The sequence below is a fragment of the Halopseudomonas aestusnigri genome, from assembly GCF_002197985.1.
Taxonomy (GTDB): domain Bacteria; phylum Pseudomonadota; class Gammaproteobacteria; order Pseudomonadales; family Pseudomonadaceae; genus Halopseudomonas; species Halopseudomonas aestusnigri.
On record NZ_NBYK01000008.1, the window covers coordinates 42,687 to 54,999 of the forward strand.

Annotated in this window: 11 protein-coding genes; 4 read left to right on the top strand and 7 right to left on the bottom strand. The window is 63.0% G+C overall.

Translation table 11 applies throughout. The features are described from left to right. Positions 1-161: 161 nt before the first annotated feature. From ubiD to B7O88_RS11975, 3 genes are all read left to right on the top strand, one after another. Positions 162-1,628 carry a 4-hydroxy-3-polyprenylbenzoate decarboxylase gene (gene ubiD / locus B7O88_RS11965; RefSeq protein ID WP_088276204.1) on the top strand — a complete coding sequence of 489 codons (1,467 nt, stop codon included), beginning with the start codon at positions 162-164 and terminating at the stop codon, positions 1,626-1,628. Further along, positions 1,628-2,605 (top strand): 2Fe-2S iron-sulfur cluster-binding protein, encoded by a 978-nt coding sequence (locus B7O88_RS11970; protein ID WP_088276205.1) that lies wholly within the window; start codon positions 1,628-1,630, stop codon positions 2,603-2,605. Before ubiD ends, B7O88_RS11970 begins: the two co-directional genes overlap by 1 nt. A gap of 72 nt (positions 2,606-2,677) precedes the next feature. After that, entirely contained in the window at positions 2,678-3,412 is a 735-nt protein-coding gene (locus B7O88_RS11975; protein WP_088276206.1) for a substrate-binding periplasmic protein, read from the top strand. On the opposite strand, the gene B7O88_RS11980 is transcribed toward B7O88_RS11975, so the two are convergent. The 6 genes from B7O88_RS11980 to B7O88_RS12005 form a co-directional block, all read right to left on the bottom strand. Next, positions 3,379-4,611 (bottom strand): heme biosynthesis HemY N-terminal domain-containing protein, encoded by a 1,233-nt coding sequence (locus B7O88_RS11980; protein WP_088276207.1) that lies wholly within the window; start codon positions 4,609-4,611, stop codon positions 3,379-3,381. The two genes, B7O88_RS11975 and B7O88_RS11980, sit on opposite strands and share 34 nt — an antisense overlap. After that, positions 4,604-5,740: a uroporphyrinogen-III C-methyltransferase gene (locus B7O88_RS11985; protein WP_216359010.1), complete on the bottom strand. Its 1,137-nt coding sequence runs from the start codon at positions 5,738-5,740 to the stop codon at positions 4,604-4,606. Before B7O88_RS11985 ends, B7O88_RS11980 begins: the two co-directional genes overlap by 8 nt. Before the next feature lie 8 nt (positions 5,741-5,748). After that, positions 5,749-6,504, bottom strand: coding sequence for a uroporphyrinogen-III synthase (locus tag B7O88_RS11990; protein ID WP_088276210.1), 756 nt, complete (start codon positions 6,502-6,504; stop codon positions 5,749-5,751). After that, a complete protein-coding gene (hemC, locus tag B7O88_RS11995) occupies positions 6,501-7,439 on the bottom strand; it encodes a hydroxymethylbilane synthase (protein WP_088276211.1) in 939 nt (312 codons plus the stop codon). Before hemC ends, B7O88_RS11990 begins: the two co-directional genes overlap by 4 nt. Before the next feature lie 78 nt (positions 7,440-7,517). After that, on the bottom strand, positions 7,518-8,267 hold the full coding sequence (locus B7O88_RS12000) for a LytR/AlgR family response regulator transcription factor (protein ID WP_088276212.1): 750 nt from the start codon (positions 8,265-8,267) through the stop codon (positions 7,518-7,520). Beyond that, positions 8,248-9,351 carry a sensor histidine kinase gene (locus B7O88_RS12005; protein ID WP_088276213.1) on the bottom strand — a complete coding sequence of 368 codons (1,104 nt, stop codon included), beginning with the start codon at positions 9,349-9,351 and terminating at the stop codon, positions 8,248-8,250. The genes B7O88_RS12000 and B7O88_RS12005 overlap by 20 nt, the downstream gene beginning before the upstream one ends. Before the next feature lie 94 nt (positions 9,352-9,445). Here B7O88_RS12005 and argH point away from each other — a divergent pair, with 94 nt between their 5' ends. Continuing rightward, complete coding sequence (gene argH, locus B7O88_RS12010) at positions 9,446-10,840, top strand: argininosuccinate lyase (protein WP_088276214.1); 1,395 nt, start codon at positions 9,446-9,448, stop codon at positions 10,838-10,840. A gap of 47 nt (positions 10,841-10,887) precedes the next feature. On the opposite strand, the gene B7O88_RS12015 is transcribed toward argH, so the two are convergent. Then, positions 10,888-12,243, bottom strand: coding sequence for a hypothetical protein (locus tag B7O88_RS12015; protein WP_088276216.1), 1,356 nt, complete (start codon positions 12,241-12,243; stop codon positions 10,888-10,890). Positions 12,244-12,313: the final 70 nt, after the last annotated feature.

Below are 12,313 nucleotides of genomic sequence, written 5' to 3' on the forward strand. Positions count from 1 at the left end.
CAGCCGCAAGCTGCAAGCCTCAAGCGGTAAGTTTTCCGTGCGGGCTTGCAGAAGCGCGCTGGGCCCGCCGCCCCGCTGCCAACCCGGCGGGCGGGTCAAACTCCCAAGCGGCATGCATGCCTCGTCCAGCTTGCCGCTTGCAGCTTGAGGCTTGAAGCTAGATGCAATATTCCGATCTACGCGATTTCATCAAGGGCCTGGAACAGCGCGGCGAACTCAAGCGCATCCAGACTCCCATCTCTCCCGTGCTGGAGATGACCGAAGTCTGCGACCGCACCCTGCGCAAGGGTGGCCCTGCCCTGTTGTTTGAAAATCCCACCGGTTTCGACATGCCAGTGCTCGGCAACCTGTTCGGTACGCCAGAACGCGTCGCCATGGGCATGGGCGCCGAAAGTATCAGCGAGCTGCGAGAAATCGGCAAGCTGCTGGCCTTTTTAAAGGAACCCGATCCGCCAAAAGGTCTGAAAGACGCCTGGTCCAAGCTGCCGATCTTCAAGAAGGTCATCAACATGGCGCCCAAGGTCGTCAAGGATGCCCCTTGCCAGGCGCAGGTATTCGAGGGCGACGACGTCGACCTCGGGCGCATTCCGGTGCAGACCTGCTGGCCCGGCGACGCCGGCCCGCTGATCACATGGGGGCTGGTGGTCACCCGCGGCCCGCACAAGGAACGGCAGAACCTGGGCATCTATCGCCAGCAGGTGATTGGCCGCAACAAGGTCATCATGCGCTGGCTGAGCCATCGTGGTGGCGCACTGGACTTTCATGAGTGGCAAAAGGCCCACCCGGGCGAGCCCTTCCCGGTTGCCGTGGTGCTGGGCGCCGACCCGGCCACCATTCTCGGCGCCGTGACCCCGGTGCCAGACAGCCTGTCCGAATACGCCTTTGCAGGCTTGCTGCGCGGCCAGCGCACCGAGCTGATCAAGTGTCGCGGCTCAAACCTGCAGGTTCCCTCGAGCGCCGAGATCGTGCTGGAAGGTGTCATCCATCCGGGCGAGATGGCCGACGAGGGTCCGTTTGGCGACCACACCGGGTACTACAACGAAGTGGATCGCTTTCCGGTGTTTACCGTTGAACGCATTACCCAGCGCGAGAAGCCGATCTACCACAGCACCTACACTGGCCGGCCGCCGGATGAGCCGGCGGTGCTGGGCGTGGCGCTGAATGAGGTTTTTGTGCCGCTGCTGCAGAAGCAGTTTCCCGAGATAACCGACTTCTACCTGCCACCGGAAGGCTGCTCCTACCGCATGGCGGTGGTGTCGATGAAGAAACAGTATCCGGGCCATGCCAAGCGCGTGATGCTCGGCGTCTGGAGCTTCCTGCGTCAGTTCATGTACACCAAGTACGTAATCGTGGTGGACGATGACATCAACATCCGCGACTGGAACGACATTATCTGGGCCATCACCACCCGCATGGACCCCAAACGCGATACCGTGATGATCGACAATACACCGATCGACTACCTCGATTTCGCCTCACCGGTCTCCGGTCTCGGCAGCAAAATGGGGATGGATGCCACCAACAAGTGGCCGGGGGAAACTACCCGCGAGTGGGGCGTGGCGATTGAACAGGACGCGCAGGTACGTCAGCGCGTGGACGCACTCTGGGCAGAGCTGGGTATTGATTGATGAGAATTACACTGGAGCCGGGCGGCCTAGACCTGGAGACCGCACCAGGCGAAACCATTCTGGATGCAGCGCGCCGCCAGGGATTTGATGCGCCCAATAGTTGCCGCAACGGCAACTGCCATGTCTGCGAAGCGGTATTGCTGCATGGCCGCGTGAAACTGCCGGACAGCCGTGAGGCCGGCCCGGGCGAAGAGATATTCACCTGCGTGGCCGAGCCGCTAGAAGACTGTGCGCTGCATTGGGAAGGGATCCTGGCGCCCGGCCAACTACCCGTGCGCAAACTGGCCTGCCAGGTGGTTGAATGCAGCCCGATTGGCGGCGACGTCTGGCGGGTGCGCTTGCGCACGCCGGCTGGCAAACCCCTGCGTTATCACCCAGGCCAGTATCTGCTGCTGGAGCGCGACGGCGCAGAACCCGCCGCCTTTTCCATTGCCTCCGCGCCCAGCGAAGAGCGCATGCTCGAGCTGCATATCCTCACCCGCGACCCGGTCACACAAGCAGTCATCGACTATCTGCAGCAACACAAGGTGGCACGCATCCAGGCGCCCTTCGGTGAGGCATGCCTGTCGGAGCTGCCGGATCAGCCACTGGTATTGATTGCCGCCGGCACCGGACTGGCCCAGATGCAGAGCATCGTTGAACAATGTCTGCAGCAGGGCTTTGCCCACGCGATCCATCTCTACTGGGGCGTGCGCCACAGTGATGACCTGTATGAGGCTCCACACTGGCAACGCTGGCAGCAGGCACCTAACCTGTACCTGCACAGAGTCATCAGCGACCAGCCGGACTGGCCGGAGCGTCAGGGAATGCTGCACCAAGCAGTTTGTGAGGATATCGCCGATCTGGCCGACTACCGCTTTATTGTCAGCGGCTCCCCTGCCATGGTCTACGGGACACTGGACGCGCTGGTGGCTTCCGGCATGCCGGAAGATCACATGCTCGCCGATGCCTTCGCCTACGCGCCACGTCAGCCCTGACAGGACATGACAGCGGTTGTCCGGCGACCTAGACTGAACGCCATCAGACACCGCTGAGATCAGGGAGGTCCCATGCGAACTGCCAAGCTGAGAGCATCGCTGCTGAGTCTGCCATTGCTCTGCACCCCCGCCGGAGCGATGGAGCTGAGCAGCCTGGAGTGGCCACCCTACAGCGGCGCGGAACTGCCGGAGCAAGGATCCCTGTCGCACCTGTTGCATCAGGCACTGGCGACACAGAATGAACCGCTGCTGATCCACTTCCAGCCCTGGAGCAGAGCCATCCGGTCGGCAACAACCGAGCCGGAGATCGTGGGCTATTTCCCCCGCTACTTCGCCAATGACAACCTGTGTCTCTACTCCGACAGCATTGGCACCAGCCGCGTCGGCCTGGCAGTTCGCAGTGATATATCTGTGCGCTGGGATAAGCTGGAGGACTTGGCGCAGTACCGAATCGGCGTGGTACGCGGCTATCGCAACGCGCCCGAGTTCGATGCTCTGGTGGCCGACGGCACGCTCAAGGTCAAAGAAGCCGCCAGCGACGAACTGAATCTCCTGAAGCTGGTGTACGGCAGACTGGATGCAGCAGTCATCGATGAGCAGGTCATGCACTACTGGATGGCCGACGACCCTCAGCTGCGCCAGAGTGCAGACAAGCTGGCGTTTGCACCTCAACTGCTGGCCGAGCCGACCATGCACGTTTGCTTCACCCCGGGTGAGGCGGGAGAGCAGGCCCGCTTGCAGCTCAACCGGGGCCTGCAACAGGTCGCACAGTCTCAGGCGTCAGGCAACGGTAACGTCGGCAGGTGATCTTCCAGCATTTCGAAGCCGTCCCGAATAGTCCGCTGAGCTCCTGCGCTATCCCCCATGCGATCCAGCAGGCGAGCCAGCTCGGCGCAGGTCTGGATATCCCGACGGCTGGCGAAGCTCGCTTCCAGATAATCACGGGCCTTACCCCACAGACTGTTTCGCTGGGCCAGCCGTCCCGCCGCCAGCAGCAGCGTTGCGTTATGCGGATGCTTGAGTAGCCATTGCTCGGCATTGGCCAGCTGACGCGCGCAGTCCTTGCCCCTGACCAGCCCATAGAGGTTCGCAAGGCGCTCGTCGAACTGCTGCAACAAGGCGGCTCGCAGCACCTGCTCGGCCATTTCCTCACGACTGTGCCCGCGCAACTGCAAGGCATAGGCTTCGATAAGCTCGGGATCCTCACGCAGCCGGGCCGGCATCCGCTCCCAGGCAGCAATGACCAGACTGGCCGGGTCGCTATCGGCGGCTGCCAGGCGCTGACCAGCCTGCGCCAGCAACGCGGCATGCACCCGGCGCTCCAGCGCCTGCAGTTCGTCCTCGCGCAACGCATTCTGCCTGCGCAACTCCGGCAGCAGTTCCAGCAGACGCGCCCAGTCCTCCAGACGCAAATAGACCTGGCTCATCAACTTGAGCGCGTAGAGGTGCTTGGGGTGATCCTTGCGCAGGCGAGTGAGCGTCGCCAGCGCCTGCTCGAACTGGCCACGGACCATCTGCAGCTGCGCCTGAGTCACCGCAATGGCTACATCGGCCTCGGGGGTAACCTCATAGGCTTCACGCAGCAGCGCGTCGGACTCGGCATAGTCTTCCAGTTCGTTGGCAGCCCGGGCAGCAGCAAGATAGTTGATCAACGGCAGCTCGGAGTGCGGGGCAGATCGCTTGAGCAGGCGCACGGCCTGCTTCCAGTGCCCTTCGGCAAATTCCAGCAGCCCGCGGGTAGCCAGCGCACTGGCGCGCTGCTGCAGGTTGCGGCGCGACCACGGGTTGATTCGGCGACCAGACGCCGTCAGCAAACGCCAGAGCGAGCGCGCAAGCCAGAGCAACAGCCAGCACGCCAGCAGAAAGCCGATACCGACCCAGATGCTGGTCTCGATCGACACATTGCGCCAGGCAATCAGCAGGTATCCCGGGTCCTCGGCGATCGCCATACCGAGCAATGCGGCGACCAGTACGACCGCCAGGATGGCCACATAGCTTTTACTCATCAGCAGGCTCCTCCGCCTGCGGCGCCCCACGCGACTGCAGGTAGTTGGCCAGACTTTGCTGCAGCGGTGTCAGATCCGGCGGCGACAGGCTGACTGCACGCTCACGCAGCCCCTGCAACTGGGCCTGCATGGCTTGCACTCTTGGGTTCTCCAGCTCGAAGTACTGGGCCAGCAATTTTTCCGCCTGCGTAAGACTGGCCTGATAGACCTCTTCCTCTCCCCTGAGCGCGGCCCACTGGGCCTGTTCCAGGGTCAGCTGCAGCGTACGACGAACCCGCTGCAGCTCCGCATCATCAAGCAGCGGAGTGATGACCTTGCCACGCTGGAAATCGACCCGCACGTAACGCTCAAGACGCATCAGCACACGATCCCAGCGATCACGGCGCTGCAGGCGATCGGCGTATTCCTCTTCGGTGCTGAGCTCACCGGGATCAAATTCGGGCACCGGTAATGCAGCCAGAGTCTCGGCCTGATCACGCAGGGCACCCAGGCGCAGGAACACGCCGGCACGATCCAGTTCGGGCAAGCTTTCCAGCTCGGCCTGATAACTGGCCAGTTGTTCGCGGACGCCATACAGGCCGCTGTCAGGCATCGACTTCAGAATGCCGTCGACGGTTCCCAGTAATTCACGCGCGGCGGCGACATCCTGCACCGCCAGCAGCCGGAGCGAGGCCAGGCGCAGCAGATACTGTGCCTCGGCCAGTTTCCATTCGTCACGGCCATCACCCTGCAGGACTTTCAAGCGGTCAGCCAGCGCCTGCTGACCACGCTGCATTTCGGCGATCAACCTCTGTGCCGCCGCCCAGTCACTGCCCTGCGGCACGCCATCAAGGCGCTGATCAAGGCGGGCATTGGCGCTGGCGAGCTGACTCGCCTGCTGCTCCAGCAAATCAAGCTGGGCCTGCTGTTGCTGGCGGGCCTGCTGCCATTGCCAGCCGGACAGTCCCAGAGCAGCGGCAGCCAGCAAAAGCGCCAGCAAACTCACCCCGCGGCCGCCTCCACCAGTGCGCGCCGGTTTACGGCTGGCTGCAGGGTTCGGCTTGCCCGGCTCGGCCTTGTCGACTTCGGGCTTGGCCACACTCGGCGGCTGTTCGGTCTTGTTATTCGCTTCGCTCGGTTCCACACGCATCCCCTTTGTCATCCCGACGAGCCAGTCAGCACGGCCTCGACCAGCGCGGCATCATCCGCACCTCGACAGGTTACTACATCTGTACAACCCCAGGCGGCGGCCTGCGCCGCAATCCGCTCACTCGGCACCCAGCAGCGCCAGTGGCGCTGTTGCTCCCAGTGCGCTCCGGCGGCCACGCGCCAGTTGCTCAAGGCCTGCACGCTGAGCACGATCAGCCGGTCCACCCGCGGAGCTACAGCTGCCAGTTCCGCCGGCAGCGACTCCGGCGCGCTGCGCGCGTAAAGTGGCAGATAGTGCACCGTACCACCGGCAGCGCGAATCCGGTCAGCCAAATGCTCACGTCCGTCCTCGCCGCGCCAGATCAGCACACGCAGATCCGGTCTGGCAAAGTGTGCCTGCCACAACGGCATGGCAAGCAATGCCTCGCTGTCCTGCCCCTGCGCCGGGCACTGCGCCGCAAGCCCGTAATCGCGCAGCACCTGCGCGGTTCCTGCGCCAACCGCCAGCCAGTCGATACCAACCGGTGGCTGAGGCCAGTAGCGGTCGAGCCGCTCCAGACCCAACCGGGCAGCGGTCGGACTGACCACAACCACCGCGTGATAGCGATCCAGGTCAAGCATGTGTTGGCGCTCGACCGGCCCTTCCTCGCAGGGCCGCAGCTCAAGCAACGGCACGCTGCAGGTCTCGACGCCTTCGGCTGCAAAACGTGCAGCCAATCGCTGATTGTCCGCCGCCTGACGGGTCAGCAGCAAACACCCGCTCACCGCGCAGGCGCCTCCTCGTATACGGCGTCCAGAATAGCCTGTGCACCCTGCGCCAGCAGGTCCTCGGCGACCGAAATGCCGAGCGTCTCCGGGTCGCTCTCCGGGCCGCGCGCTTCGGCCCGCAGCAGGCGCTGACCATCCGGATCGCCAACCAGTCCGCGCAGCCATAGCTGGCCATTCTCGCGCTCGGCATAACAGGCAATCGGCACCTGGCAGCCACCGTTCAGACGGGTATTGAGCGCTCGCTCGGCACGCACGCGCAGCGCGCTATCCTCATCGTTAAGCTGAAGCAGCAACGCCTGAAGCTCGATATCGTCACTGCGGCACTCGATGCCGACCGCGCCCTGCCCACCCGCTGGCAGGCTCTCCTCAGGCGGCATCGAATAGCGAATACGCTCGCCAAAGCCAAGACGCACCAGACCCGCCGTAGCCAGAATGATCGCGTCATATTCACCGGCATCCAGTTTGGCCAGGCGCGTATTCACATTGCCGCGCAGGAAACGGATCTGCAGATCAGGTCGACGCGCCATGATCTGCGCCTGACGGCGCAGACTGGATGTACCGACGACGCTGCCCGCAGGCAGGCTGTCGAGATGATCGAAGTTGTTGGAGACAAAGGCATCGCGGGGGTCTTCACGCTCGCAGATGGCATACAGCCCGAGGCCATCAGGGAACTGCATCGGCACGTCCTTCATGGAGTGCACGGCCAGATCCGCCTCGTCGTTCAGCATGGCGGTTTCCAGCTCTTTGACAAACAGACCCTTGCCGCCGATCTTGGCCAGCGGCGAGTCCAGCAACTGGTCGCCACGGCTGACCATCGGGACCAGACTGACGCTGAGCGCCGGGTCAAGCTGTTCGAGACGCGCCTTAACATACTCGGCCTGCCACAGGGCCAGGGCGCTCTTTCGGGTGGCAATTCGCAGATGTCGACTCATGGGACTCTCGCTTCAAACCAGGTCGCATCATACGCCATGGTCAGGCAGGCATCCACGCGGGCGGGTGTCGCAGGTCACTCACAGGCGATCCATGAGCCTGCGCACACCGGGAACATGACGACGACTGACTGTCAGCGTCTCTCCTTCCAGGTCCTTCAGACACAACTCGAAGTGACCCATTGAGGTGCGTTGCAGGCACTCGATACGCGACCGCGCCACAAGGGCGTTACGATGGATGCGGACAAAGCGGTCGCCAAACTCCTCCTCCAGCGCCTTGAGCGGTTCGTCGAGCAGCACCTCGCCGTTGACATGCCGAAGGGTGACGTACTTGTGATCGGCAATGAAATACAGCACGTCCTCAATCGGTATCAACTCGATGCCCTTGCGGGTCCGCGCGCTGATGTGGCTGCGGGCCGGCATGTCATCGCCAGATGCCGTAGCCTTGCCGAGACTGGCCAGCTGCATGCGGTTGGGCCGCTGAGCCTTGGCCAGCGCCTCTTCCAGCGCTTCGCTGCGCACCGGTTTGAGCAGATAGCCAACCGCGCTGACCGCGAAGGCGTCGAGCGCATACTCGCCGTGAGCGGTACAAAACACGACGGCCGGAGCCTCCGGGCTTTCACACAACTTGGCCGCCGTCTGCAGGCCATCCAGTCCGGGCATGCGGATATCCAGCAGAACAATGTCCGGATGATGCTCCTGCACCAGCTGCAGCGCCTCGTGACCGTTGCTGGCCATCTCCGGTAAGACCTTGTAGCCCGGCAGTGAACCGACCAGTCGCGCCAGCCGCTCGCGGGCCAGCGGTTCATCATCAGCGATCAGTACTTTCATTCGGTAATGACTTCTCTGCCATTGTTGGACGTTGTTTAACAGGATAGACCAGCCTGCTGAAGAAGCATTCCCCATCCCGCCAGCCTGTCAGCTGCGCCTGCTCACCGAACAGCGCCTGCAGCCGAGCCCGGATATTGCTCATCGCCATGCGCGAGCCGTGATGGGTGTCTGTCTGTTCAGGACAGGTATTGCGCACCACAAGTTCCACCTGCCCCTCATGCAGCCGACCCTCGATATAGATATCGCCCCCGTCGAGCCGGGGCTGCAGTCCGTGCAAAATGGCATTCTCCAGCAGGGGCTGCAGCGTCAGCAGTGGCATCGGAACCTCATCCGGCAACGCAACGACCGACCAGTGCACGCGCATGCGCTGCCCCAGACGGTACTGCTCGATGCGCAGATAACCTTCGCACAGGCGGCGCTCCTCCCCCCAGCTTGACAACGTATCCGGGCTGGCCAGATTGGCGCGAAACAGGTCCGACAGATCGAGCACAGCCTGCTCGGCCTTGGCAGGATCAATCTCGATCAGGCTGGCAATACTGTTGAGGCTGTTAAACAGAAAGTGAGGACGAATGCGCGACTGCAGAGCCTGCAGCCGCGAGCGCAATTCGGCCTGATGCTGACGCTGCCATTGCTGCTGCAGATAAAAGTAGCGCAGCAGCAAACTGGTCATGATCAACGCAATCAGGCCATGGCGAAGCAACTGCTGAGCATCCCAGTGCAAGGCGCCCTGCAAGCCGCGGTAGATAACCCAGTCGCCGAGCACGGTAAACAGCAGGGTTGGCGCAATGACTACCGCGTAGCAGACTGCTACCGCCAGTGCCAGCGGCCGACGCTGCATCCAGCCGCGCAAACGGCACAGCGCGGCGGCCGACAGCAACACAATCCACTGCACGAACAGCGACGCCATGGCCAGCTGGACCCAGTCAAAGACACCGGCGACCGGCTGTGCCAGCACCCACACCAGCACTACCAGCTGCGCCAGCACGATCAGGGTAAAAACGGCCACGGACGAGCACAGATCGGGGAGAAAAAAGTCCTCTCCGTCGTAGGGTTGTTTGAGCAACGTCCAGAATCCGTTCTTCATGTCATCAGTGTCTGCCAGCCCGCCGCCATCGTGCAAGCGTGAAGTGGTATGCTACCCGTTTTCTGATACTACACGCAGCGGACCCATCCGAGACATGACCCAAGACAAGACAACCAACCAATCCTGGGGTGGCCGGTTCAGCGAACCGGTCGACGCCTTCGTTGCCCGTTTCACCGCCTCGGTGGATTTCGACAAGCGTCTGTACAAGCACGACATTCAGGGCTCGATCGCCCACGCCACCATGCTGGCCAAGGTCGGCGTACTGACCGATGCCGAGCGCGACACCATCATCGACGGGCTGAACGCCATTCGCGCTGAAATCGAAGCCGGGCAGTTCGACTGGCGCGTCGACCTTGAAGACGTGCACATGAACATCGAAGCCAGGCTGACCGACCGCATCGGCATCACCGGCAAGAAGCTGCACACCGGTCGTTCACGTAACGACCAGGTCGCCACCGATATCCGCCTGTGGCTGCGCGAAGAGATCGACGCCATCGTCGCCGAGCTGATCCGCCTGCAGACCGGCCTGCTGGATCAGGCCGAGCGTCACAATGCCGTAATCATGCCCGGATTCACCCATCTGCAGACTGCCCAGCCGGTAACCTTCGGCCACCACCTGCTGGCCTGGTTCGAAATGCTGCAGCGTGACCGCGAGCGCCTGGTCGACTGCCGCAAGCGGGTCAACCGCATGCCGCTCGGTTCAGCCGCACTGGCCGGCACCACCTACCCTATCGACCGCAGCGTGACCTGCGAGCTGCTCGGTTTTGAAGCCATATCCGGCAACTCGCTGGACGGTGTTTCCGACCGCGACTTCGCCATCGAATTCTGCGCCGCGGCCTCGCTGGCGATGATGCATCTGTCGCGCTTCTCCGAGGAGCTGGTGCTGTGGACCAGCGCCCAGTTCAACTTCATCGCCCTGCCGGACCGCTTCTGCACCGGCTCGTCGATCATGCCGCAGAAGAAGAACCCGGACGTCCCGGAACTGGTACGCGGCAAGTCCGGCCGCGTCTATGGCCACCTGATGGGCCTGCTGACCCTGATGAAGAGCCAGCCGCTGGCCTACAACAAGGACAACCAGGAAGACAAGGAACCGCTGTTTGACGCGGTAGACACCCTGCGCGACAGTCTGCGTGCCTTTGCCGACATGATCCCGGCCATCGAGCCGCGTATCGAGATCATGCGCGAAGCAGCGCTGCGCGGTTTCTCCACCGCCACCGACCTGGCCGACTATCTGGTACGCAAGGGCATTCCGTTCCGCGACTGCCACGAAATTGTCGGGCATGCGGTCAAGTACGGTGTCGACTCAGGGAAGGATCTGGCAGAGATGTCGCTGGATGAACTGCGCCGCTTCAGCGACCAGATCGAACAGGACGTATTTGACGTGTTGACGCTGGAAGGATCGGTCAACGCCCGTGACCATATCGGCGGCACCGCACCGGCTCAGGTGCTGGCAGCCGTCCAGCGCGGCCGCGCCCTACTCAACGGCTGATCTGCCGTTGATAACCGGCAGCCCGAGCGGGCTGCCGGCCTTACCTCTTACTGCTCGCGTTCGGCGCTGATCACAAAGCTGCCACGACCATTGTTGTCGTAGCTGCTGGCAGTCAGCGTGTAACGGCCAGCTTCCAGATAACTGCTGATGCGCGAGTTGGTACCGCCCGCGCCATCGTCGTCTTCCAGCTCGACACCGTTGCCGCTCAGTTTGAGCATGGCGTCAAAGTCACCGGCATACAGCTCGACCTTGTAGGCACCCGCCTCGCTGATCACCAGCGTCTTTTCGGCACTGGCACCGGCCAGCGAGCCGGAGACCGCTTCACCCGGACGCAGGGTTGAACCGCTGCCGCTGACCGGCTGGGTCGCAGTGGTCAGGGTGAACAGACCGGCACTGCCGTCGGCAGTAGACGCACTCAGGCGGTAGGTGCCGGGACTGACCAGCGTGGTGATGCCGGCATCCAGGTTGTTGCCCGCGCCGTCATCATCGGTAACGTCAACCCCCGGCCCCTGCAGGCTGAGGTAGCTGTCAACCACCGGCGAGGACATGACCACCCGCAGCAGCGCGCGCTCGGTGATGGTCAGGCTGTAGACCTTCGGGCTGCTGTCGGCCAGACCGGTAATGCTGGCACCCAGCTCGATCGGCCCGCCATTAACCAGCTCAACGCCCTCCGGCAGCGGCCGACTGGTGACGTTCAGGTCGTAGGCGCCCTCTGCCGGATCATCCAGAGCGGTTGCGGTGACCTGGTAGGTACCCGGCTCCAGCTGCACGGTAATGCGCGAATTGGTACCGCCGCCGCTGTCGTCATCCTCGGCAGAGACTGCTCCGCCATTGAGCTTGAGTACGGTATCCAGCTCATCGGAGGTCATCAGGATTTCGTACAGACCGGCCTCGGCCACATTCAGAGTGTAGGTGTTGGCGTTGCCATTACGGGTCAGCAGGCCAAACACCGACTGATCCAGTTCAAGCGCGCCACTGTTGCGTGGAGTGACCTTTTCCAGGCTCAGCTGGAAGGGACCGAACGTGCTCGGGCTGCTCCCGCTGACACCGAGACGATAGGTACCGTCGGCTTCAGGGGTCAGGTGCAGCGCGCCCTGGTTAGGGCCATTGACCAGTTGATTGCGCTCGTCGACGAGGGTGAGTACCGCACCGTCAAGCGCACCGCTCTGCTGCACACGCACCAGATCACCCTGCTTGAGCTTGAGCGCGAACACCTGGTGGTGCGAACCATCGCTGAAGTTCACCGGACTGCTGCTGGTGATTTCGCCCTGCAGACGCGCCTGGCCGGAAGCGTCAAAGCCGCTGGTGCCTTGGGTTGCGGCGCAACCGGCGAGGGTGACCGCCATACCCAGCGCCGCAGCGCCGCGAATCAGCGGAAAGGGAAGGGACTTGGTAAACGACATGGAAATTCCTTCTGGACGGATAGACATCCTGAAACCGCCGGGCTTGACCGCCCGGCTCCGTAGTGGTGCC

Excerpts from the sequence above, each read along its gene's own strand:
- B7O88_RS11970 (WP_088276205.1), top strand. The coding sequence starts at position 1,628 with ATGAGAATTACACTGGAGCCGGGCGGCCTAGACCTGGAGACCGCACCA.
- B7O88_RS11980 (WP_088276207.1), bottom strand. The coding sequence starts at position 4,611 with ATGAGTAAAAGCTATGTGGCCATCCTGGCGGTCGTACTGGTCGCCGCA.
- B7O88_RS11985 (WP_216359010.1), bottom strand. The coding sequence starts at position 5,740 with ATGCGTGTGGAACCGAGCGAAGCGAATAACAAGACCGAACAGCCGCCG.
- hemC (WP_088276211.1), bottom strand. The coding sequence starts at position 7,439 with ATGAGTCGACATCTGCGAATTGCCACCCGAAAGAGCGCCCTGGCCCTG.
- ubiD (WP_088276204.1), top strand. The coding sequence starts at position 162 with ATGCAATATTCCGATCTACGCGATTTCATCAAGGGCCTGGAACAGCGC.
- B7O88_RS12000 (WP_088276212.1), bottom strand. The coding sequence starts at position 8,267 with ATGAAAGTACTGATCGCTGATGATGAACCGCTGGCCCGCGAGCGGCTG.
- B7O88_RS11975 (WP_088276206.1), top strand. The coding sequence starts at position 2,678 with ATGCGAACTGCCAAGCTGAGAGCATCGCTGCTGAGTCTGCCATTGCTC.
- B7O88_RS12015 (WP_088276216.1), bottom strand. The coding sequence starts at position 12,243 with ATGTCGTTTACCAAGTCCCTTCCCTTTCCGCTGATTCGCGGCGCTGCG.
- B7O88_RS12005 (WP_088276213.1), bottom strand. The coding sequence starts at position 9,351 with ATGAAGAACGGATTCTGGACGTTGCTCAAACAACCCTACGACGGAGAG.
- argH (WP_088276214.1), top strand. The coding sequence starts at position 9,446 with ATGACCCAAGACAAGACAACCAACCAATCCTGGGGTGGCCGGTTCAGC.